This is a genomic window from Martelella sp. AD-3, assembly GCF_001578105.1.
Classification (GTDB): Bacteria; Pseudomonadota; Alphaproteobacteria; order Rhizobiales; family Rhizobiaceae; genus Martelella.
The window spans coordinates 2,914,523-2,936,829 of record NZ_CP014275.1; the positions used below are offsets into that span (position 1 = coordinate 2,914,523).

General features: G+C 63.0%; 24 protein-coding genes and 1 tRNA gene. 8 read left to right on the forward strand and 17 right to left on the reverse strand.

Annotated elements, in window-relative coordinates; all coding sequences use genetic code 11:
* Positions 1-339: 339 nt before the first annotated feature.
* From rplA to AZF01_RS13620, 8 genes are all read right to left on the reverse strand, one after another.
* The gene (gene rplA, locus AZF01_RS13585) at positions 340-1,035 is read right to left on the reverse strand and encodes a 50S ribosomal protein L1 (protein ID WP_024707357.1); all 696 of its coding nucleotides are present in this window, start codon (positions 1,033-1,035) and stop codon (positions 340-342) included.
* 5 nt (positions 1,036-1,040) lie between these two features.
* Entirely contained in the window at positions 1,041-1,469 is a 429-nt protein-coding gene (gene rplK / locus AZF01_RS13590) for a 50S ribosomal protein L11 (protein ID WP_024707356.1), read from the reverse strand.
* A gap of 143 nt (positions 1,470-1,612) precedes the next feature.
* On the reverse strand, positions 1,613-2,143 hold the full coding sequence (nusG, locus tag AZF01_RS13595) for a transcription termination/antitermination protein NusG (protein ID WP_024707355.1): 531 nt from the start codon (positions 2,141-2,143) through the stop codon (positions 1,613-1,615).
* 22 nt (positions 2,144-2,165) lie between these two features.
* Positions 2,166-2,366, reverse strand: a complete 201-nt coding sequence (gene secE, locus AZF01_RS13600; protein WP_024707354.1) for a preprotein translocase subunit SecE — start codon at positions 2,364-2,366, stop codon at positions 2,166-2,168.
* A 171-nt stretch (positions 2,367-2,537) separates the two neighbouring features.
* Positions 2,538-2,613, reverse strand: a tRNA-Trp gene (locus AZF01_RS13605).
* 326 nt (positions 2,614-2,939) lie between these two features.
* Complete coding sequence (locus tag AZF01_RS13610; RefSeq protein ID WP_024707353.1) at positions 2,940-5,453, reverse strand: FAD-dependent oxidoreductase; 2,514 nt, start codon at positions 5,451-5,453, stop codon at positions 2,940-2,942.
* A 238-nt stretch (positions 5,454-5,691) separates the two neighbouring features.
* Positions 5,692-8,271, reverse strand: a complete 2,580-nt coding sequence (locus tag AZF01_RS13615) for a mechanosensitive ion channel domain-containing protein (protein WP_152534484.1) — start codon at positions 8,269-8,271, stop codon at positions 5,692-5,694.
* Between the two features lie 78 nt (positions 8,272-8,349).
* Positions 8,350-8,931: a DUF924 family protein gene (locus AZF01_RS13620; protein WP_024707352.1), complete on the reverse strand. Its 582-nt coding sequence runs from the start codon at positions 8,929-8,931 to the stop codon at positions 8,350-8,352.
* A 118-nt stretch (positions 8,932-9,049) separates the two neighbouring features.
* On the opposite strand from AZF01_RS13620, the gene AZF01_RS13625 reads away from it, so the two are divergent.
* Positions 9,050-10,117 (forward strand): AI-2E family transporter, encoded by a 1,068-nt coding sequence (locus AZF01_RS13625; RefSeq protein WP_024707351.1) that lies wholly within the window; start codon positions 9,050-9,052, stop codon positions 10,115-10,117.
* Here the strand turns inward: AZF01_RS13625 and AZF01_RS13630 are convergent, their stop codons facing one another.
* The 3 genes from AZF01_RS13630 to AZF01_RS13640 all read right to left on the reverse strand — a co-directional run bounded on the left by AZF01_RS13630 (position 10,118) and on the right by AZF01_RS13640 (position 12,200).
* On the reverse strand, positions 10,118-10,729 hold the full coding sequence (locus AZF01_RS13630; RefSeq protein WP_024707350.1) for a pyridoxamine 5'-phosphate oxidase family protein: 612 nt from the start codon (positions 10,727-10,729) through the stop codon (positions 10,118-10,120).
* A 58-nt stretch (positions 10,730-10,787) separates the two neighbouring features.
* Positions 10,788-11,744: an IS481 family transposase gene (locus AZF01_RS13635; protein WP_061449689.1), complete on the reverse strand. Its 957-nt coding sequence runs from the start codon at positions 11,742-11,744 to the stop codon at positions 10,788-10,790.
* 84 nt (positions 11,745-11,828) lie between these two features.
* The gene (locus AZF01_RS13640) at positions 11,829-12,200 is read right to left on the reverse strand and encodes a gamma-butyrobetaine hydroxylase-like domain-containing protein (RefSeq protein WP_024709259.1); all 372 of its coding nucleotides are present in this window, start codon (positions 12,198-12,200) and stop codon (positions 11,829-11,831) included.
* Positions 12,201-12,351: 151 nt separating this feature from the next.
* On the opposite strand from AZF01_RS13640, the gene moaA reads away from it, so the two are divergent.
* From moaA to AZF01_RS13660, 4 genes are all read left to right on the forward strand, one after another.
* Positions 12,352-13,344: a GTP 3',8-cyclase MoaA gene (gene moaA / locus AZF01_RS13645; RefSeq protein WP_051424120.1), complete on the forward strand. Its 993-nt coding sequence runs from the start codon at positions 12,352-12,354 to the stop codon at positions 13,342-13,344.
* Between the two features lie 80 nt (positions 13,345-13,424).
* The gene (locus AZF01_RS13650; protein WP_051424117.1) at positions 13,425-14,387 is read left to right on the forward strand and encodes a DMT family transporter; all 963 of its coding nucleotides are present in this window, start codon (positions 13,425-13,427) and stop codon (positions 14,385-14,387) included.
* Complete coding sequence (gene mobA, locus AZF01_RS13655; RefSeq protein WP_024709256.1) at positions 14,384-15,010, forward strand: molybdenum cofactor guanylyltransferase MobA; 627 nt, start codon at positions 14,384-14,386, stop codon at positions 15,008-15,010. The genes AZF01_RS13650 and mobA overlap by 4 nt, the downstream gene beginning before the upstream one ends.
* Positions 15,011-15,073: 63 nt before the next feature.
* A complete protein-coding gene (locus AZF01_RS13660; protein WP_024709255.1) occupies positions 15,074-15,895 on the forward strand; it encodes a methyltransferase in 822 nt (273 codons plus the stop codon).
* On the opposite strand, the gene yidD is transcribed toward AZF01_RS13660, so the two are convergent.
* Positions 15,880-16,233: a membrane protein insertion efficiency factor YidD gene (gene yidD / locus AZF01_RS13665; RefSeq protein ID WP_024709254.1), complete on the reverse strand. Its 354-nt coding sequence runs from the start codon at positions 16,231-16,233 to the stop codon at positions 15,880-15,882. The two genes, AZF01_RS13660 and yidD, sit on opposite strands and share 16 nt — an antisense overlap.
* Positions 16,226-16,687, reverse strand: a complete 462-nt coding sequence (locus AZF01_RS13670; protein WP_024709253.1) for an iron-sulfur cluster assembly scaffold protein — start codon at positions 16,685-16,687, stop codon at positions 16,226-16,228. The genes yidD and AZF01_RS13670 overlap by 8 nt, the downstream gene beginning before the upstream one ends.
* Before the next feature lie 165 nt (positions 16,688-16,852).
* On the opposite strand from AZF01_RS13670, the gene hisI reads away from it, so the two are divergent.
* Entirely contained in the window at positions 16,853-17,299 is a 447-nt protein-coding gene (gene hisI / locus AZF01_RS13675) for a phosphoribosyl-AMP cyclohydrolase (RefSeq protein WP_024709252.1), read from the forward strand.
* A 3-nt stretch (positions 17,300-17,302) separates the two neighbouring features.
* On the opposite strand, the gene AZF01_RS13680 is transcribed toward hisI, so the two are convergent.
* Both AZF01_RS13680 and AZF01_RS13685 read right to left on the reverse strand, forming a co-directional pair.
* A complete protein-coding gene (locus tag AZF01_RS13680; protein ID WP_024709251.1) occupies positions 17,303-17,737 on the reverse strand; it encodes a CBS domain-containing protein in 435 nt (144 codons plus the stop codon).
* A 125-nt stretch (positions 17,738-17,862) separates the two neighbouring features.
* Positions 17,863-18,591: a rhomboid family intramembrane serine protease gene (locus AZF01_RS13685; RefSeq protein WP_024709250.1), complete on the reverse strand. Its 729-nt coding sequence runs from the start codon at positions 18,589-18,591 to the stop codon at positions 17,863-17,865.
* A 269-nt stretch (positions 18,592-18,860) separates the two neighbouring features.
* Between AZF01_RS13685 and AZF01_RS13690 the strand changes: the two genes are divergently transcribed.
* Together AZF01_RS13690 and AZF01_RS13695 are read left to right on the forward strand one after the other, a co-directional pair.
* The gene (locus AZF01_RS13690; protein WP_024709249.1) at positions 18,861-20,312 is read left to right on the forward strand and encodes a D-alanyl-D-alanine carboxypeptidase; all 1,452 of its coding nucleotides are present in this window, start codon (positions 18,861-18,863) and stop codon (positions 20,310-20,312) included.
* A gap of 211 nt (positions 20,313-20,523) precedes the next feature.
* Positions 20,524-20,793, forward strand: coding sequence for a hypothetical protein (locus tag AZF01_RS13695; protein ID WP_244435593.1), 270 nt, complete (start codon positions 20,524-20,526; stop codon positions 20,791-20,793).
* 71 nt (positions 20,794-20,864) lie between these two features.
* On the opposite strand, the gene AZF01_RS13700 is transcribed toward AZF01_RS13695, so the two are convergent.
* On the reverse strand, positions 20,865-21,515 hold the full coding sequence (locus AZF01_RS13700) for an OmpA family protein (RefSeq protein ID WP_024709247.1): 651 nt from the start codon (positions 21,513-21,515) through the stop codon (positions 20,865-20,867).
* Between the two features lie 142 nt (positions 21,516-21,657).
* Entirely contained in the window at positions 21,658-22,248 is a 591-nt protein-coding gene (locus tag AZF01_RS13705; RefSeq protein WP_161633049.1) for an OmpA family protein, read from the reverse strand.
* Between the last annotated feature and the right edge of the window lie 59 nt (positions 22,249-22,307).

The window sequence follows — 22,307 nt, forward strand, 5'->3', positions numbered from 1 at the left end:
CTATCTCCAGTTGACAGGACCATTGACGGACCTGTCGGTTGCCTTTGCCGCAAGGGACTTGATTTGACCCAAGATCCCAAGCGACGCTCGAGGATCCTGCCCCCTTCGGCGCGCGATTTCTCAAGCGCCTAGGCACACCAGGTTCGAACCGAACTCAACCGCGGTAGGCTTGACCGCCAGCGGCAAAATTGGGTCTCACCCGTCTCATGCAGGCATTGAATTAAGGTTGCCCACCTGCAATCTCGGACAGGAAACCGGGATTTTCGTCCCGGCTGTTTTCCGGGCCCTGGAGCCCGGAAACTTTTCACCGGAAGGCAATCGCTTCCGGAAACTCAAAACTTAAGCGTTGACCGACGAGAAGTCGATCTTGACGCCCGGGCCCATCGTCGACGACAGCGCGACGCGCTTGACGTAGTTGCCCTTGGCGCCGGCCGGCTTTGCCTTGACCACGGCATCGGCGAAGGCGCGGATGTTTTCTTCCAGCGCGCTCGCATCAAACGAGGCCTTGCCGACGCCGGCATGCACGATGCCGGCCTTTTCGACGCGAAACTCGACAGCGCCGCCCTTGGAGGCTTCGATGGCCGCCTTGACGTCCATCGTCACGGTGCCAACCTTCGGGTTCGGCATCATGCCGCGGGGGCCGAGCACCTTACCGAGACGGCCGACGAGCGGCATCATATCCGGGGTCGCGATGCAGCGGTCGAAATCGATATTGCCGGCCTGGACCTGCTCGACGAGATCTTCCGCGCCGACAATGTCCGCACCGGCTTCCCTGGCTTCATCAGCCTTCGGACCGCGGGCGAACACGGCAACGCGAACGCTCTTGCCCGTGCCGTTCGGCAGATTGACAACGCCGCGAACCATCTGGTCGGCGTGACGCGGGTCAACGCCGAGGTTCATCGCGATTTCGATGGACTCATCGAACTTGGCGACAGCCCGTTCCTTGACAAGCTGGACCGCTTCGGCAAGCGGGTAGAGCTTGTTGACGTCGATGCCCTCGCGGGTCTTCTGAATACGCTTTGCAATCTTCGTCATGGCAATCAACCCGTCACTTCCAGGCCCATGGCGCGGGCGGAACCCTCGACCATGCGCATTGCGCCTTCGATATCGGCGGCGTTCAGGTCGCTCATCTTGGCTTCCGCGATCTTGCGGACCTGCTCGGAGGAGATCGAACCGGCGCTCGCCTTGCCCGGGGTATTGGAACCCGACTTGATCTTCGCTTCCCGCTTCAGGAAGTAGGAGACCGGGGGCTGCTTCATGACGAAGGTAAAGGACTTGTCCTGGTAATAGGTGATGATTACCGGGATGGGCATGCCCTTTTCCATTTCCTGCGAGGCGGCATTGAACGCCTTGCAGAATTCCATGATATTGATGCCGCGCTGACCAAGCGCCGGACCGATCGGCGGGGACGGGTTTGCCGAACCTGCCGGGACCTGCAACTTGAGCTGGCCTGCAACTTTCTTAGCCATTACTCTGCCTTTCTCATCTCGGACCGGCGGGCCGGCCCATCATGCCGGCACCTGCCGGCGGCTGCGGTTGCGTGGTGCGGGATTGATGGACACCGGCTAAGCGCCCTGCCCTTCCACGCGAAATTGCCCCGAGGGGCAAAAGCTCAAACTTTTTCGACCTGGGCGTATTCCAGCTCGACCGGCGTTGCGCGGCCGAAGATCGAAACCTCGACCTTCAGGCGGGCGCGTTCCTCGTCGACATCCTGGACGACGCCGTTGAACGAGGCGAACGGACCATCGGAAACGCGGACATTCTCGCCGATCTCGAAGGATACGGTCGCCTTCGGGCGCTCGACGCCCTCCTGGACCTGACCGAGAATGTGCTCGGCCTCGGAGTCCGGGATCGGAACGGGCTTCTGGTCGCTGCCGAGAAAACCGGTTACCCGCGGCGTGTTCTTGATCAGGTGGAAGACCTCGTCATTGAGGTCCGCCCGCACCAGAACATAGCCGGGAAAGAACTTGCGTTCCGAATCGACCTTGCGGCCGCGACGGACTTCAACGACCTTTTCGGTCGGAACGAGGATACGATCGAAGAAATGATCGAGGCCCTTCTGCTTGGCCTTCTCCTCGATTGCCTCCGCCACCTTCTTCTCGAAGTTGGAATAGGCATGAACAATATACCAGCGCATCGCCATAGTGCTTCTCCCCTTTTCCCGATCAGGCGCCGAGATTGAGGACGAAATTCATCGCCAGGCTCATCAGTTGATCAGCCGCGAAGAAGAAGAACGCTGCCACGACAACCATCACCATGACCATGAGAGTCGAGATCACAGTTTCGCGCCGGGAAGGCCAAACGACTTTGGCCGTCTCAGCGCGCACTTGCTGCAGAAACGTGAATGGATTGGTTTTCGATGCCATAAACTGCCCACACCTTTACGGCACGTAAAGCGGAAGTAACCAGCTCCACGCACCGCGAGTCTGTTTTGCATTACATATCATCGTTTTTCGCTCAGACAAGAGAAAAACGAAATTTTTCTTGTATCACGTTCACGCGAGCCGCCGAGCCGTGCGCCGGCAGAACCGTCAAACTGGCAGGGGCAGAGGGGCTCGAACCCCCGACCTGCGGTTTTGGAGACCGCCGCTCTACCAACTGAGCTATACCCCTTCATCAAACCGGGCCGCTTGCGTAATCGCGCCGCCCCATCTGATCTGGCGCCCCATTTACGAGGCTGAGGCGCGCTTGGCAAGAGTGTTTTTCAAGAAAGCCTGGAAGCAAAGATGCAATGCTCCGTGTCCGGTTCAATTCATAAGGCCTATCTGCTCCGCCATCCCGGCCTTGCGCCGGGTTCCAGGGCCAGACGGATGGCATAGCCACAGTGAACGCGCAGGCCGGACCGGCCAAATACGCACGGACCGACCACTGCCCCGCGCCGCCCTGGGCGCCGGCGCAAGCCCGGCATGACGGAGGACTGAAATGGACATCCGTCCGACTCACGCCCTGAGCGCCTCGTTCTCCGGATCGAACGGGCTCTCCTCCACAACGGCGGCATCGAACAACGCCCCGAGGATGCGGATCTTCAGCTTCGTGCCCGGCGCGGCACAATCCGGATTCAGCATCGCCAGCGCGATCGACTTGCCGATCCTCCAGCCGAAGCCGCCCTGGGTCGCGCGGCCGGCCAGATTGCCGTCGAGATCATAGATCGCCTCGGAGCCGCGGGCATCGCAATCGGTGACGCCTTCAACGATGAGGGTCGCGAAAACGGCGGAAAGCCCCTCCTCCTTCTTCGACAGCAGCGCCTCCTTGCCGATGAAATTCTTCTGCGGCTTGATGAAGCGGTCGAGGCCCGATTCGTAGGCCGTGTATTCGATGGTCATCTCCCGCTGCATGGCGCGGTAGGATTTTTCGAGCGCCATCGCCCCCATCGCCCGGATACCGAAGGGCCTGATATCGAATTCGGCCCCGGCTTCCATCAGCTTGTCAAAGATATAGGTCTGCATCGCGATCGGGTGGTGCAGCTCCCAGCCGAGTTCGCCGACGAAGTTGACCCTGAGCGCATAGCAGCCTGCAGCGCCGATCGAGATCGGCTGGCCCGTCAACCAGGGGAAATCGGCGTTTTCGAGCGATGTGCGCGTCAATTTCTTCAGAAGATCGCGCGACTTCGGCCCAGCAACCACGAGCACGCCCATTTCCATGGTCAGCGGCCGGAGCGTCACCGAGCCATCGCTCGGCGCGAGCTTCATCAGCAGATCGTGGTCATGGCTTTCAAGCCCCGCGCCGGAGACAAGATAGAAGCGGTCGGGCGCCCATTCGTAAAGCGTGAACTCCGCCCTCACCCCGCCTTCCTGGCCCAGGAGGTGGCAGAGCGCGATCCGGCCGCGCTTTTTCGGGATCGCGTTGGCAAAGATGCTGTCGAGAAAGTCGCGCGCGCCGACGCCCGAGACTTCCATCTTGGCGAACGGCGTCATGTCGAGCACGCCGACCTTCTCGTGGACGTGTTTCACCTCGTTGCCGACATGCTCGAAATAGTTGGAGCGGCGGAACGACCATTTTTCCACGATCCGGCCATCCTCCAGCGGCGGGGCATGGTTGTGGCTGGTGATGACATCGGCTCCGACGCCGAGTTCGCTCTCGTCCAGCGCATAGCCTTCGGGCGCATACCAGTTGGCCCGCTCCCAGCCATAGACCGAGCCAAACACGCCGCCGAGCGCCTTCAGCCGCTCGTAGACCGGCGAAGTCTTCAGCGGCCGGGCGGCCCCGCGCTCCTCGTCCGGATAGTGCATGGTGAAGACATTGGCATAGGCCTCCTCGTTCTTGGCGATGAGGTAGCCCTCGGTCGCGTAGGGCCCGAAGCGGCGCGGATCGACGCCGGCAAGGTCCACGGTCGGCTCGCCGTTGACGATCCATTCGGCCAATTGCCAGCCGGCGCCGCCGGCAGCGGTAATGCCGAAGGAATGCCCCTCGTTCAGCCAGAAATTCCTCAGCCCCGGCGCAGGCCCGACAATCGGGTTGCCGTCGGGCGTATAGGCGATCGCGCCGTTATAGACCTTCTTGATGCCGACTTCCGCAAAGGCCGGAACGCGGGCCATCGCGGTTTCGATATGCGGCATCAGCCGGTCGAGCTCCTCCTGGAACAGCTCGTATTCGCTGTCGTCGGAAGGCCCGTCGACATAACAGACCGGCGCGCCGACCTCGTACGGCCCGAGGATCAGGCCGCCAGCCTCCTCGCGCATATACCAGGCGCTGTCGGATTCACGCAGCACGCCCATCTCGGGCAGGCCCTGCCTTTTTCGCTCCAGAATCGCGGGATGCGGCTCGGTGACGATATATTGGTGCTCGACCGGAATAACCGGCACGTTGAGGCCGACCATGGCGCCGGTCCGCCGCGCGAAATTGCCGGTGCAGGAAATCACATGATCGGCGGTAAACGCCTCTTTATCGGTTTCCACATGCCAAGTGCCGTCAAGGTTCTGGCGGATCTCGGTCACCGTGGTGTTGCGCATGATCCGGCCGCCCTTGTCGCGCGCGCCCTTGGCCAGCGCCTGGGTCAGGTCGGCGGGCTGGATATAGCCGTCCCCGGGATGCTGGATCGCGCCCAGTATACCGTCCGTCTCGCACAGCGGCCAGACCTCCTTCACCTGTTCCGGCGTCAGGAACCTGAAATCAACGCCGATGGTCTCGGCAATGCCGGAATAATAGAGATACTCGTCCATCCGGTCCTGTGTCATGGCAAGGCGGATATTGGAGACCTTGGAGAACCCCACATTGAGGCCGGTCTCTTCCTCCAGCGCCGAATAGAGATTGACCGAATATTTGTGCAGCTGGCCGACGGAATAGCTCATGTTGAACAGTGGCAGAAGGCCCGCGGCATGCCAGGTCGAGCCGGAGGTCAGTTCCTTGCGCTCGATCAGGACCGCATCGTCCCAGCCCTTCTTCGCCAGATGATAAAGCGTCGACACGCCGACGACGCCGCCGCCGATCACCAGAGCCCTCGTCTTCGTCGTCATCCGTTCCGCCTCTTGTCACCGTGATTGGCCGCCCGCCCGCCGGGCTCCGTATCAGACGACTATGCAACGCTCGCCGCACCGGAAACAGCCCGTTTGCGACATGCAGTCCTGCGGGCGCGACGCGGCTTGATTTGCCTAGCGCATCGGCCCGAAAATCGGAATCGATTTCCGGAAAGCACGATGCGTAGATAAAATAGGTTAGAGCGTCCTTTGTGCGCCCGAATGGACGCATGGCGCTCTAGCGCTCGCCGCCGTCATCATTGCCGGCGTCGGGATGGTCGAACATCGGCCGGGCCTCGTGCGCCGGCGCGACGGGTTCCGCCGGAGCGTTCTTCCGCGTGTGCTTGCGGATTGCATCCGCCAGCTCGTCGCGGCGCTCCTTCTGCGGGATGATATGCAGGTCGCGCTGCGGATAGGGAATGGTGATGCCTTCCTCCTTGAAGCGCTCGAAGATCGCCACGCGGATGTCGTTACGCACGGAAATGCCGTTGAACACGTCGGCGAGATAGACGCGGACCTCGAAATCGAGCGTCGATTCGCCGAACCCCATGAAGATCACCATCGGCTCCGGATTCTGCAGTACCAGCGGATGCGAGGTGCCAATGTCCATCAGGATATCCATCACCTTTCGCGGATCGCTGTCATAGGAGACGCCGACGGCGACCTCGGAGCGGCCCATCTGGTTGTGGTGCATCCAGTTGCCGACGGAGGCGTTGATCAGTTCGGAATTCGGCACGATGATTGACTGGCGCTGGAAGGTCTCGATCTCGGTCGCGCGCACGGAAATGCGCTTGACGAAACCCTCCGTGGTCCCGGACACGATCCAGTCGCCGACCTTGAACGGCCGCTCGGCCAGCAGGATCAGGCCGGAAACGAAGTTGGAGACGATCGTCTGCAGGCCGAAGCCGATGCCGATGGACAGGGCGGAGGCGACCAGCGCCAGGCTGGAGAGATTGACGCCTGCCGCCGAGATCGCCAGGAGGCTCGCCAACACGATGCCGAGATAGCTTATCCCGGTCTTGACGGAATTGCGGACGCCGGCATCGGCGCGCGAACGCAACAGGACATTGTTGTCGAACCAGCCCTGGAACCACCGCGTCGCGAGAAAGCCGCCGACGAACAGCAGGACCCCGACCAGAATGCCGCCAAGTGAAATGGTGATCGAGCCGATGGTGACGGAGGTCAGGTTGTTTGCGGCCCACAGCCGCATCTGCTCGTAGCGCACGCCCCAGGACAGCAGCACCAGCGGAATGCCGATGAACAGCGTCAGCGCGTAGATGAACAGCCCGGCAAGCAGCGACAACTGGTCGGCGCGCACGGCCGACAGCTGGAACCGTTCGACGAAGCGCTTTCCGAAACTGGTGCGGGCAATGCTGCCGGCCTGCGATACCGCCTGGCCGACGAGCATGCCGATATACATGGTGATCAGCACGGCGCCGGTCAGCACCACCTGCTTGGCGGCGAAACGGGCAAGCGCCACGTAGCCGACCAGCGCGCAGAGCATGACGAACAGCCCGACCATGCGCGCGGAAAAGGCGATGGCAGAGGGAAACAGGAGAGCGATCGTGCGCGTGCGCTTCTTCTCCGCCTCGACCGGCGGCCGCGGGCGGATGAAGGATACGGCCACGAGAATGGCGCCGATCAGGACGGAGGAAATCAGGCTGCGCAGCACATCGATCTGGACGCCGGCGTCCAGCGTCTCGTTCAGCACGCCGATCAGGATATCACCCCAGTTGATCAGGGCCATTGCCGTGAAGGCCAGCATCAGGTTGCGCGAAGCGGCGTTGCCGATCGGCATCAGCCGCCATTGCGGCCGGCCCGGCGTCAGCACATTGCGCGACAGGAGGAACACGAAGAAGATGATCGCGCCCGACACATAGGCCTGAAGGACGAAGCGCTCGACATCGGGCAGGAAAATGCCCATGCCGACAAACAGGACATAGGACACGGTGAGAAAGGCGAAAAGCGCCAGGCAGGGGATCATCGTCGTCCAGAAGGCGGCCAGCAAGCGGATCACGTAGTCCGGCTCCTCCATCTGCAGGTCCAGCTTCGTGCGTTCGACAAACCGCGTGGAGAGCCGGTAGGCAAAGGCCGCGGCAAGGATCGAGAGCAGGTTGGCGATGATGAACTGGATGCGTTTCGACTGCCAGATGAAACTCAGCCAGCCGCCATAAGACGCCCTGAAAGCGTCAAACTGCTGATGCCAGAGCGTCCCGAAATCGGTCGAGAAAAGCTCCTGCAGATCGGTATGCTTGAACAAGGCGCGGGCGAATTGCTCGCGCCGGATCTCGGATACCCTGTCGGAGGTTTCCTCGGCCGAGGATCCAAGCTTGCTCAGCCTGTCGGCGAGTGCGTTGAGCTCGGAACGCTCGGCAAGGAGCGTGTTGCGCTCCTGCGTCGTCACGTCCGGCTCCGGGCTTTCGCCCGGCCCGGGCGCGCTGCCAAGCTCCGCCAGTTGAGCGCGGACATCGCCAAGCCGGGCCTGAATGGCGCCGTCGGTCTTTGAAAGCTCGCTTTGAAGCTGGTCGACCTGAACCTGCAGCCTGGCCAGCGCATCGTCGCTGCCGCCCTCGCCGCCGACCGCCTCGGAAATCGAGGACAGCGCATCGCCATAGGAATCGAGCGCCGTCGCGGTCTCGGAAATGAACGGATCGCGTGTCGTCGCCACCGCATCGTTCGGCTGCTGCCCCGTGCCGGAAGCGGAAGGCGGGGCGGGCGTTGCCTGCTGGGCATGGACGGGGGCGCCGGACAGGACGCAAAGAAGCCCCGCCGCCAACACCGCAAGCCGGAAACCGCCCCTCGCCTTTTTCCGCCGCATCGGATCCCTTTCTTTCTCCAGAAACTCACAGACGCGCCTTGAACCGCCCAAGCGCGTCGTTTTGATGACGGCGGAAGTCTATTTCTGCCCCCAGCCGGTGCTTTCCCCGCCCGAAAGATAGGCCAGTTCGGCGCGGGTCGAGCGCCGCTTCAGGATCGGATTGCGATGGGGAAAACGGCCGAACCGGGCAATCACCTCCCGGTGGCTTTCGGCATAGGACGAGAACTCCTCATTGCCGAGCGCGGCAAAGAGCGCTACCGAACGGTCCTGATCGGCAAGATTTTCGGAATGTTCGAACGGCATGAAGAAAAACGCCCGACGGCTTTCGGCGACCTTTTCGTGGGCGCCGCTGGCGATCGCCAGCTTCGCTTCCCGGAGCGCCAGCATGTCGGTGGCAAAGGCCATGGGCGTTGCGCGGTAGATGTTGCGCGGAAACTGGTCGAGCACGATCACGGCCGCAAGCTGGGCCTCGGGCGTTGCCCGCCAGGCTCCGTCGACATCGCGCGCCAGCGCCCGGTGGGTGGCAAAGAAACGGTAGAGGATGGCGTTGTCGAGAGCCGCCACATCGTCGGGCTGGAACCAGTCTTTCGGCGTCAGTTCGTCAAACCAGAATGAAAGCACCTGATCGGGGCTGGCGACGGTCTCGATGAACTCACTCATGATTTTCCTTCCCGCGCACAATCGCGTGTGGCAGCGCATGGGAGCGCTTGCGTATGACTGGCGGGAACGATACATTTTCAGCCACATCCGCTCAAGCTAGTCATTTTAAGAGACACGAATGTCTGAAACTGGGCCAACGGGCTCGCGGCGCGGCGTCACCGTCGTCACATCCCTGATATTCGTCATCCTGCTCCTGATCGCAATCCGCTGGGCGGGCGGCTTCCTGAAACCCGTGGCGCTTGCGCTGTTCATCATCGCCGTCACCTGGCCGATCAAGAACGCGTTGCAGAAGGTCATGCCGCCGCTTCTCGCGCTGGCGATCACCGTTGTCAGCACGATTGTCGTCTTCGTCATCTTCGCGACGCTCGTCATCTGGGGCTTTTCCCGCATGGCGACATCGTTCGTCGACGCCGCCTGGCAATTGCAGGTCGCCTATCAGGACGCCGTCGCATGGCTCGGGGAGAAGGGCTTCTCCGTCGCAAGCTCGCTCAACGACATCTTCAATGTCGGCCTGATCGCCCGCACCGTGCGGCAGGTGACGGGACAGGCGAGCACGACGCTCAGCTTCTGGCTGGTGGTGCTTGCCTATGTGGTTCTCGGCCTCACCGAGGTGGACAAGCTCCGCCAAAGGATCGCGGACCTCAACAAGCCGGAATTCGCCTCCGCCGCGATCCGCATCGCCGATGCGACGGCCAAGAAATTCGGTCGCTACATGCTGGTGCGCACCCAGATGAGCGCGATGACCGGCGTGCTGTTCTGGAGTTCGGCTACGCTGACGGGTCTTGATTTTCCGGTCGAGTGGGGCGTGATCGCCTTCGCGCTCAACTACATTCCCTTCATCGGCTCGGTGATCGCCACCGTCTTTCCCTCGCTTTACGGCGTCATCCAGTTCGAGCACTGGGAAACGGCGCTGGCGCTGTTCGTCTGCCTCAACCTGATCCAGTTCATCATCGGCAATTACGTGGAGCCGATGGTGTCGGGTTCAACGCTGTCGATCTCGCCCTTCGTCGTGGTGTTCTCGATCTTCTTCTGGACCTTCATGTGGGGCCTGTTCGGCACATTTCTCGGCGTGCCGATCACGATCGCGCTTCTGACGGTGTGCGAGAACATTCCCTCGCTCAAATGGGTGGCCGATATCCTCGGCGGAGGGCCGAGACGCCGTGCCGCGGCCACCGCGAAGACCTGATCACCACATGCTCTTGGCGGCGCGCTCCGGCCATTCCCGGTCATAGGCCTCAGCGTCGAAGGCCATCTCGCTTGCATCCTTCGTCATCTCGCCGGCGCTCGGCAGGGACTTGGGATCGACGAGACGCTCGGAACTCCACAATGCCGAACGGATCAGCGCGCGGGCGCACTGGAAATAGACTTCGGCGATCGTCACCACGATTACGCTGCGGGGATGCCTGCCTTCCGTTTCAAAGCTTTCGAGAAGCGCCGGTTCGACGGCGACCACCGCCCGACCGTTGATCCGCAGCGTGTTGTTTGAGCCGGGCACCATGAACAGCAGGGCAACGCGCGGATCGCGCACGATATTGGCAAGCGAGTCGGTCCGGTTGTTGCCGCGCCAGTCAGGCAAAAGCACCGTCTTCTCATCCGCGATGCGGACCACCGCGCCATCATCGCCGCGCGGCGAGCAATCGAGTCCTTCCGGTCCCGCCGTCGCCAGCGCCAGGAAGGGCGATGCTTCGATCCAGCGCCTGTAGGCCAGCGTCAGCGCCGGCGCCACCTTGGCGCGTGCAGCCTGCCCGGGTTCTCCGTAGAGCGCCCGCAATTCCGCAACGGTCGTAACGGTCTTCATGTCGTCCTCTTTCGTCTGGCGCATCGTGCCTTGTGCGTCCGAATGGGCGCACAGCGCTCTAGCTGTGGAGCCTCAAGAGGTTGTCTCGGTTCATGCCGAGTCGACTGATCGGTGTTTTTGACTTTATGCCGCCATGCGGACGGTGCCAATTGTACATGTGGTTCCAGTTCGGCAGATGCCGTTTTCGGTGCTCTGAGGATGGATAGGCGCGCGCATAGGCCCATTCGCGCAATGCTGTCTGGATGAAGCGCTCGGCCTTGCCGTTTGTCTTTGGCGTGTAAGGTTTGGTACGAATATGTTTCAGATGGAGCGCCTTGCAGGCTTTCGCGAAATCCCCGGCAATGTAGCACGAGCCATTGTCGGTCATGACCCGCTTCACCGTGATGCCGAGGCTTTGATAATAGGCGACTGCCGCCTTGAGAAATGCGACGGCGCTTTCAGCCTTCTCGTTGGGCAAGATGTCAGTGAATGCGATCCGGGATGCATCGTCGATACACACATGCACATATTCCCAGCCGATGCCGCGTGAATTGCTCTGGCCGGTCCTGTCGCCTGTGATGCGGTGGCCGACGCGATTAAAGCGGCCAAGGCGCTTGATGTCGAGATGGATCAGGCCGCCCGGCTCGTCATATTCGTAACGCACGACCGGTTCGGCTGGAGCAATGTCCTTCATCCGGGACAAACCGACCCGCTTGAGAACGCGGCTGACGGTGGCCGGTGACACGCCTGTCTCCATGGCGATGTGCCTGCCGGTCAGGCGCTGACGACGAAGGGCGGCAATGCGCTCGCACAAGATGGCATCGGTCTGCCGGGGACTGCTTCTGGGCCGCGACGACCGGTCAGCCATTGCAGCGCGTCCACCCTTTCTGAAGCGCTCGACCCAACGAGACACGATCTTGTGGGAAACGGCATAGACTAAAGCCGCCTGCGCTTTCGTGAGCGCGCCAGACAGAACGGCAACAGCCATCTCCTCTCGACGCAGCGGGGTCAGTCGGGCATTCTTGTGAATGTTCATTCGGAGCCTCCGGTGAGTGCTGAAGCGTGGTAACTCCAGTCTCCTCGGTACGCTCCGAATGGACAACCTCCTGAAAGCCCACATCTAGCGCGGCCTTTCCGCCCTGTCGCGGGTCATGCCCTTTTTCGCAAGTTCCGCCTCGTAGTCGGCAAACATCCGCGCGCCGTCCTCGCCGAGTTCCCTCAGATAGGTCCAGGTATAGATGCCGCTGTCATGCATGTCGTCGAAGCCGATGCGGATGGCGTAATTGCCGGCGGGCGCGACCGTCATGATCTCCACATTGCGCTTGCCGGGCACCGTCACCGCCTGTCCGGGGCCGTGCCCCTTGACCTCGGCCGAGGGCGAGAGCACGCGCAGCATTTCGGCGGCAAGCGCAAAACGCGCGCCGTCCTCGAAGGAGACCGTCAGCGTCTTGCGGTCCCGCGAGACGCGGATTTCGGTGGGGGTCGCGGTCATGGTCCATCCCGGCGGTTCGACAAAATCACGCGGCTGTGTTTCGCACTTCACTTGACGCTTGCCAAGGCCCGTTCCATGTTCCGGGCAAGGAGAAGTTCCGGTGAACCAGCATATCGTACACAAACAGCCCGTCGCGGACCGGCCGAGGCCGATGGTCGACCCCTTCGGTCGGCAGATCACATATTTGCGCGTTTCGGTGACGGATCGCTGCGATTTCCGCTGCACCTATTGCATGGCCGAAAACATGACGTTTCTGCCCAAGCGCGATCTTCTGACGCTGGAGGAGCTGGAACGGCTCTGCAACGCCTTCATCGACAAGGGCGTCAGGAAACTGCGGCTGACCGGCGGCGAGCCGCTGATGCGCAAGAATGTGATGCAGCTGATCCGCAATCTTGGACAGCGCATCGACGAGGGCGCGCTTGACGAGCTGACGCTGACGACCAACGGATCGCAGCTTTCGCGCTTTGCGGACGAGCTTCATGCCGCCGGCGTGCGGCGCATCAACGTCTCCCTCGACACGCTCGACCCGCAGAAGTTTCGCGCGATTACCCGCTGGGGCGATTTCGACAAGGTGATGGCCGGGCTTGAGGCGGCCCGCAAGGCGGGGTTGAAGGTCAAGCTCAACGCCGTCGCCCTTGCGGGCTTCAACGAGGACGAAATTCCGGAGCTCCTGCGGTATGCCCATGCAGAGGGCATGGACCTGACGCTGATCGAGGCCATGCCGCTCGGCGAGGTCGACACCGACCGCTCCGCCCAGTATCTGCCGCTGAGCAAGGTCCGTCGCGACCTTCAGGAAAGGTTCACCCTCACCGATATTCCTCTGACCACCGGCGGCCCGGCCCGTTTCGTCACCGTTGCCGAGACCGGCGGCAAGCTCGGATTCATCACGCCGCTGTCGCATAATTTCTGCGCGGCCTGCAACCGCGTGCGGCTGACCTGCACCGGCATGCTCTATCTCTGTCTCGGCCATGACGACAATGCCGACTTCCGCAAGGTGCTGCGCGACAATCCGGATGATGACGCCGTCCTGCATCGCGCGATCGACGCCGCCATCGCCCGGAAGCCGGAAGCGCATGATTTCGAACTCGATGAAACGCATTCGCGCGTCGCCGTCGCCCGGCACATGAGCATGACCGGCGGTTGATCCGTTCGCAAAGCGTGACACAGATCACTTCTCAATCTCGTTGATCGTCTATATGAACAAGACATAAGATAACGAGACCAATGATGCGCACCTCCTCCAATGTCACCGGCGCCGCCTTCATGATCGCGGCGATGGCCGGCTTTTCACTGACCGACGCGACCGCGAAACTTCTGACCGAGGAAATCGGTCTCGGCCAGATCATGTTCGTCAGAGGGCTCATCCTCACCGCTTTCACGGTTCTGATCGCCTGGCGCAGCCGCGCTCTTTCTCGCCTGGGCGCGGTCTCCGATCGGCGCGTGATCGCGCGCAGCCTGTGCGAACTGGTTGCCGCCGTCGCCTTTCTCCAGGCGCTGAAGCAGATGCCGCTCGCCAATGCCGCCTCGATCATACAGTGCCTGCCGCTTGCGGTGACGCTGGGCGCGGCGCTTTTCATGAAGGAGCCGGTCGGCTGGCGGCGCTGGAGCGCCATCATTGTCGGCTTTGTCGGCGTGATGATCATCATCCAGCCCGGTCCGGACGGTTTCCAGCAGGGCGCGGGCTATGCCGTGGTCGCCATGCTCGCGGCTTCGGCCAGGGACCTTCTGACCAAGACGATCCGCTCCGACGTTCCGGCCATCATCATCACGCTGGCAACCGCGGTGCTGCTGACGATCGGCGGCGCCGTGCTCGGCACGATCGAGCAGGACTGGAGCATGATGAGCTGGCCGATCATGCTGAAGCTCGTGCTCGCCGCCCTCTTCCTCCTGTCCGGCTACCAGTTCGTCGTCTTTGCCGTACGCCTTGCCGATATTTCCTATATCGCGCCCTTCCGCTATGCCGGGCTGCTGTGGGCGACGCTTCTGGGCATCCTCCTGTTCCGCACATACCCGGACGCCAATGTTCTCATCGGCGGCGCCATCATTGTCTGTGCCGGCCTCTATTCCTTCTACCGCGAGCGCAAGAAGGGGCTTGAGCCGCTCGCCGAAACGGGTCAGCCGGTCGCCTCCGAAGGCGGCGGCCCGCTCGTCAGGGCGGAGGAAGACCTGCTGGAGGAGAGAAAATGACGCCGCTTCCCGCCGTCATCCTCGCCGGCGGCGCGTCGCGACGCATGGGCGCGGACAAGGCGATGCTGATGCTTGAGGGCGAGACGCTGCTGCGTCGCGCCCATCGCCGGATCGCACGCCAGGCCCGGCCGGTTCTCGTCAGCCGTCACGGCGATGACCTGTCCGCGCTGCCCGGCGCCACCATTATCCGCGACGCCGGCAGCGCGCATGAGGGCCCGCTTGCCGGCATTCTCGCCGCCCTTTCCCACCTTCGCGCGCACGCGCCCGGGGCGACGCACATGGTCTCGCTCGCCGTCGACACGCCCTTCTTCCCGGCCGATCTCGCTGAACGCCTGTCCGCCGCCGGGCCCGCGGCCGACACGATCGTGCTTGCCCGCTCGGCAGGCCGCGTCCATCCTGTCTTCGCCCTCTGGCCGCTTGCGCTGCGCGACGCGCTTTCAAACTGGCTTGCCTCGGGCTCCAACCGGAGACTGATGGATTTCGTCGCGGACCACCCATGCCGCACCGTCGACTTCCCGCCGATTTCGACGGAGGACGGCGCGGTCGATCCGTTCTTCAACATCAACACGCCGGATGATCTCGACGCCGCCCGCCGAATGGCAAAACGGATCACCCACGCCTGAAGGCTGTTGCGCCGCGCGCGATCCCGGCATAGAGCATGGCGGAAAGACAACGGGATGACCGTAATGGCGCGCAAGATCGACGAGGAAAAGCTGGCAAAGGCCTATAACCGGGCGCTCTCGCTTGAAAAGGCGGGCAGGCTCGCCGAAGCGGCGGACGCCTACCGCGCGGTTCTGGCGATCGACCCGGACGACCATGGCGGCGCTGCCGTGCGCCTTGCCGCCATGGGCTTTGCGGACGCGCCGAAAAAGGCGCCCGACGCCTATGTCGAGACGCTGTTCGATCAGCATGCCGAGGATTTCGAGGATATTCTCGTCGACCAGCTCGGCTATTGCGTGCCGATGATCATGCGCCAGCGCTTTCAGACGCTTGCGCTCGGGCCGTTCGCGCGCATGCTCGACCTCGGCTGCGGCACGGGGCTCGGCGCCAGCGCGCTCGCAGACATGGCGGAGGATATCACCGGGCTCGACATTTCGGAGAAAATGGTCGAGATCGCCTATGAGAAGGAGCTCTACGACACCCTGTTTGTCGCTGAGGTCGAGGAGTTCCTGCATGACGACGGCGAAGAGAGATTCGACCTGATCATCGCCGCCGACGTGCTGCCCTATCTCGGCACGCTCGACGCCTTCTTCTCGGGCGCGGCCAAAAGCATGGCCGGCGGAGGCATCCTCGCCTTTTCCGCGGAAACGCTGCCCGATGACGTGTTGACGGGACGCGACTACATGGTCGCGCCGCATCACCGGTTCGCGCACAGCCTCGCCTATCTCTCCGCAAGCCTCGCAAAGGCCGGGTTCCGGACGGTCGAGGTGACAGACATCAACGTCCGTTTCGAGAACGGAAAGCCGACGCCGGGTTACCTCGTGATCGCCCGCTATTCGGACGTGTGAGAGCGACGCCCGGCGGAGAAAAAACGCCACGGCGTGTACCAGCGCCAGTCAGGGTCCAGCGTCTCGGGCACGGGGTCGAAGCCGTGAGTGCCCCCCGGCCCGCAGCGCCCCACGCGAAACAGCGTGAGAAAGCCGCCCGCCCAGAGTCCGTGGCGGGCGATCGCCTCATAGCCATATTCCGAACAGGTCGGCAGGTGCCGGCAGGACTGGCCGATCAGGCTCGAAAAGGTCAGTTGGTAGAAGCGGATGAAGGCCAGGCCGAACAGGCGGCCGGGGGTCTTGCGAAACGGGCCCTGCCAGTTGCGTGAGGACCTTGTCCCGCCATGTCTCTCACACATCTGTCCGGACGGCCTTTCTCAGGTCCGGCTCGGCGGCATCGCATGCGTCGAGCGCCTTCACCAGGGCCTCGAAGGTCAGCATCACCGAGGCGTGGCGGGCCGGATAGTCCCTGACCGGCAGGAGACAGCGCATTTCGGAAAACCGTCCGGCGGGGCCCTCGCCGCCGTCCTTCAGCATCGCCAGCATCGCGTCCCGCGCCGTACGGATCTCGTCAGGCGTCGCGCCGATGACCGAGGCGGCCATGATCGCCGAGGACGCCTGGCCGAGAGCGCAGGCCTTCACCTCATGGGAAAAATCGCTGACGGCTCCGTCCGCGAGCTTCACATAGACCGTCAGCCGCGAGCCGCACAGCCTGGAATGAGCCGAGGCGCTGGCATCGGCGGCGTCCAGAACCCCCAGCCGGGTGACATTGCCGGCATGGCTGAGGATGCGCGCGGAGTAGATATCGTCCATGGTCGCTTTCCGTAAGGCCCTGCCCGAAGAAGGCGGACCGCGATGACTTGCTACAGGAAAACATGGGCGTTCGGCAAGTCCGCGGCAAGGCCGGCGGATTGCAAAGCCGTCGCGCACGGTCTATCAACGCCGGCAGGAAAAGGCCCGGCAATGACAGGAAAAACCATGCCGCACTTCTCAAAACCGCCGCAGGACAAGGCCCTGCTCGACGAGGCGACCGTTTTCACCCCCCGCTTCGATGACAAGGGGCTGATCACGGCGGTCGTCATCGACGTCCGCGACAATGCGGTGCTGATGCTCGCCCATATGAACGCCGAGGCGCTGTCGCTGACGCTCGAGACCGGCTTTGCTCATTATTACAGCCGGTCGCGCAATGCGATCTGGAAGAAGGGAGACACCTCCGGCAACCTGCAGAAGGTGGAACAGGTCGTGACCGATTGCGATCAGGACGCGGTCCTGCTGAAGGTCTCGATGACCGGCCATGCCGCCGCCTGCCACACCGGCCGGCGCTCCTGCTTCTATCGCGCCGTGACGACCGAAAACGGCGCCGCCGCCCTAGCAAGCATCGACGACGACCGCGCTTTCGATCCCGAAACGGTCTACGGCAAGTAGATCTCAGCCGGCAATATAGGACTTGATGTGCTCGGCCTCCTGCTCGACCTCGCGGATGCGCGACTTGACCACATCGCCGATCGAGATGATGCCGGCGAGCTTTCCGTCGACTTCCACCGGAACATGGCGGAAATGCCGCTTGGTCATCACCTCCATCAGTTCGTTGACCGTGGTGCCTTCGTCGCAGCGGTAGACATTGTCCGTCATCTCCTGGGAAACTGGCGCTGACAGCGCCCGCGCGCCGTGCTTGCCGACGCAGGCCGCAAGATCGCGCTCGGTGAAAATGCCGGCGATCCTGCCCTCGTCATCAACGATCACGACGGCGCCGATGCGGTTCTGGTGGAGAATGACCGCCACCTCGGAAATCGACGTCGGCGGCGGCGCGGTCACGACCGCCCTGCCCTTCTCGTCCAGTATCATCCTGACAGTGATCGCCATCAAAGCCTCCTCGTTTCAAGCACCTTCCGCGCATCCCTCCTCCAGGACGCCGCGCACGGGAATATGGTGCATGAGGATTGGGGCGATTGCAAGAAAAGCGTGCCGGCGGCTCCTTCCCCGATGCACTAGAAAATCAGCGTGCGCGGCGTCTTCACGTCAAACAAGGGAAAGGCGAGGAAGCCGAACAGGAAACCGCCGACATGGGCCTGCCAGGCGATAGCGCCGGCGCTGACGCCGACGAAGCTGACGCCGACCGCGACCAGCAGATTACCGACGAGCCAGACGAGCACGAAAGCGCGCGCCGTCGGATCGGCAAAGACCGCGCCGATCGAAAGCCGCGGCCCCAGATGCGCCTGCGGCAGGAACCGTCCGCCGGCAAAGACGAAGCGGCAGGCAGCCCCCATATAGGCCGACACCACGCCGGAAGCGCCGATCAGCACCGTCACGGCACCCCAGTCCGTGAGCGCGAAGAAGAAGGCGGAGGCGACAGCGCTCGTCAGCCACAGAAAGAGAAAACGCGTCGGCCCGAGCCGCAGCGCAACCGGCGCGCCGAAGATCGCCAGCCAGATGGCGTTGAAGATGATGTGGCTCCACCCGCCGTGGAGAAGCGAATAGGTGAAGGGAGACCACAGCCAGGCGAAGTCCTGCCCGGACAGCGCACGGACATAGCGCACCGGCATGAAGCCGAATTCCCGCCACACCATCAGGTTGGCCGCATTGCCGAGAACGAATTGCTGCAGCAGGAAGATCGCGAAAAGCACGGCAAGCGCCGCCAGCACCACCGGCGGAAGGTTGATGGGCGGCTCGCGCCTCTGGGGCCGGAAGGGGTCGCCGCCGGTTCTCGGTGTGCGCATGGGTCTTGCTCCTGTTCGGCTTCTGATTATCCGATCGGAACATGTTTGAAAAGCGTCGCCGGGCATGGCAGAAGGCGAAGCGGAAAAGCGGCCGCGCACCGGGCGCGAAGAACAGGAATAAACGATGCCGCCGCGGCAATTTAAACGAATATTAACCGCGATTTGATCAGATCGATCCACAGCCTAGCAATGGATGAACGCGACCGGTATCATGCCGGCACGGCTTCGCCAGGAAACATCAACCGCCAGATTTCGCAAGAGTTTTTCGAATGCAGAGACAGGCAAACCGCCGCTTCCGTTTGAGCCGGTTCCTCAATGCCGTGATGGTCCTCGCGGCACTCGCGACCCTCCTTACCGGCCTTCCCGTCAACGAGGCCCGCGCCGATTCCAACGACGCGGCGATCGTGATCGACGCCAACACCGGAAAGGTTCTCTACAGCGAGGCGCCGGATGCGCCGCGCTATCCGGCCTCGCTGACGAAGATGATGACGCTTTACATGGTGTTCGAAGCGCTCGACAACGGCCGGGTAACGCTCAATACCAAAATACCGTTTTCGAAGAACGCGGCAGCCGAACCGCCGACCAAGCTCGGCATTCCCGCCGGCGGCAGCGTGACGGTCGAAACCGCGATCTACGCCCTCATCACCCGCTCGGCCAACGACGTCGCCACCGCCGTCGGCGAGTATCTCGGTGGTTCGGAGAGCAATTTCGCCGCGATGATGACCAACAAGGCGCATGCGCTCGGCATGACGCGCACGACCTATCGCAATGCCCACGGCCTGCCCAACAGCGCGCAGAAGACCACGGCCCGCGACCAGGCCCGTCTCGGCATCGCGCTGCGTCAGCATTTTCCGGAATATTACCACTATTTCGGCACGCGCAACTTCAAATACGGCAAGTACAATATCGGCAATCACAACCGCCTTCTCGGCCAGGTGAAGGGCGTTGACGGCATCAAGACCGGCTACACCAACGCCTCGGGCTACAATCTCGCCACCTCCGCCGTCTCCGGCAATCGCTCGATCGTGGCCATCGTCATGGGTGGCGCGACCGGGGCAAGCCGCAACCAGTGGGCGACGCGTCTGGTGACGACCTACCTGCCCAAGGCTTCCAACGGCCGGAGCGGCAATTTCGTCATCGCCCGCGCCGACGCCATGGTGTTCCCGGAAAAAGGCCCGATCCCCTATCCCCGCCCGGCGGCAGACGGCGGCGTCGCGCTCGCCTATGCGGCAAACGACAATGCCGCGCCTTCCGCTTCGGCTGGCCTGACCGGCGTCCAGGCCGAGCTCGTCTCCAACGTTCCGCTGCCGAGCGAACGCCGCCCGGCCGACAATGACGAAGGGCTGAGCGTCGAGGATGTGCTGCAAACGGCCGACGATGTCGCCGATGCCGTCGGCGGTGCGATCATTCCCGCGGCTCAGGCCTCGGAAAGCGCCCCGGACACCTCGATCAAGACCGCCTCGATCAGCCAGCCGCGCGGCTGGGTCGTCCAGGTCGGCACAGCCGCGACCGCCGAGGGCGCCCGCGCGCTGCTGACCCGCACGCAGGGCAAGGCCGGCGGCGCGCTCGACAAATCGGAGCCCTTTGCCCTTGCCTACAACAATGGCGGCCAGGAGATCTACCGCGCCCGCTTCGGCGGCTTCCCCGACCAGGAAGAGGCGGTCAAGGCCTGCCGCGCGCTGAAGCGCAACGGGGTCAGCTGCTGGGCAAGCCTGCAGTAACGCGCAAGAAGTAAAGAGCGCGCTGCGGCGCGGAGAAAAGAATGACTGAATAAAACGCCGGTCCGCATAGCGGGCCGGCGTTTTATTCGTAAAGGGTTTTGAAAGATTTCTCCGATAGCCTCATCGGTAAGGTTTCGGAAAGCAAGAAACGCAAAGCTTTCGGCGCCATGGAAAAGCCCATTATCTGTCCTGCGTAGCGATGGGGATCGAAGTGAACAGGAAACAGCGTTCCGGCATGATGTCAGGCAATACTGAACCCGCAACCGCCCGCCGCAGCGGTTTCAACCCGCTCCACGAGGCCGCCCAGAAACTGGCGGAATATGCCCGTTTCCAGGGCCGCTACAAGGCAAGGGAACTCGTCGGGCTTCTGACCAGCCAGGGCGAGCGCGCCGCGCGCGCCGTCCAGCCCGCGGCCCGCATTCATCTCTATATCCGCGCCGATCGTGACGGGCGCGCTCCGGTCAACCTCAGACTGCGCTGAGGGATGCGGGACCCGCATGAAAAAAGGCGCCGCGCGGCGCCTTTTGTCGTTTCCGCCAGGCCGTGCAAGCCTCACATCCTGACGGCGGAGATCTGGATTTCGACGCGCCGGTTCTGCGCCCGGCCTTCCGGCGTGGCGTTGGAGGCGATCGGGTTGGACGGACCGAAGCCGACGGCGGAAATGCGGTTGGCGCCAACGCCCGACTGAACCAGATAATTGCCGACGCTGTTGGCGCGCTCCTGCGACAGCCTCTGGTTATATTCGACAGAACCGGTCGAATCCGTGTAGCCGTTCACATTGACGGCGGTACGGTCATATTTGCGCAGCACCGTCGAAACAGCATTCAGCGTCGAATAGAAGTTCGGCAGGATCGTGTATTCATCCGTCGGGAAGGTAACGTTGCCCGGCATGATCAACGTCAGCATGTCGCCGTTGCGGACGACGGAAACGCCGGTGCCGGCCAGGGCCTGACGGAATTCGCGCTCCTGGCTGTCCATATAGGCGCCGATGCCGCCGCCGGCGATCGCGCCGATCGCGCCGCCGATCGCGGCCCCCTTGGCGTCGCCGCCGACGGCAAGGCCCGCCAGCGCGCCGAGCGCGCCGCCGGCGAGCGCGCCGGTGCCGGTATTGTTGTTGACGGTCTGCCCCGAATAGGGGTCTGTGGTCGTGCAGCCGGCCAGAAACGCGACGCTTACCGCAGCAATGGTCATTTTCTTCAGCATGATGTCCCTCGAACAAGAAAAGTCTTAGTCATTCTCAAGCCGCCTCATTGCGGCATTGATATGGCGGAGCCGCCGCGCCGAAACGGCAATGGCCCGAAGACATTGCTCAGGGCCATTGCCTTCATCCCTTGAACAAAAATGCTCAGTTGGTCGCAGCCGCCACCGCATCGGCAGCCGGCGGCGGCGCGATGCGGATCTCCACGCGGCGGTTCTGGGCGCGGCCGTCGGCCGTGTCGTTGGAGGCAACCGGATCAGCCTTGCCGTAGCCCACCGGCATGATGCGCTGCGGGCTGACGCCGCGCTGGATCAGGGCCCCGGCAACGGCATTGGCGCGCTGCTGCGAGAGCTTGAGGTTATAGGCGTCCGAACCGGTCGAATCGGTATAGCCGTTCACGTCGATATCGGTGGCGTTATACTTCTGCAGGAGACCGGCAACGACGGCGAGCGAAGGACCGAAGGACGGCACGATCTCGGCGCTGTCGGTGGCAAAGGTGATGCTCGAATCAAAGACCACCGCGATATATTTCGGCGTGCGCACGATGGTGACGCCGGAGCCGGCGAGCTGCTCGCGCATCTCGGCCTCCTGGCGGTCCATATAGGCCGCCGGGTCGCTGACGGAGATATTGGTGACCGATACTTCCTCGGGCGCCTGATTCACGCTGTTCTGGGTGTTGGCCGCGCAGCCGGCAAGCAGCGCCGACGCGAAAATGGCCGTGATGAACTTGGCTTTCATGTTTCCCCCTTCAGGACTATCGGAATCGGTCATGCCGATCATTGCGTTGGAGGCCTATA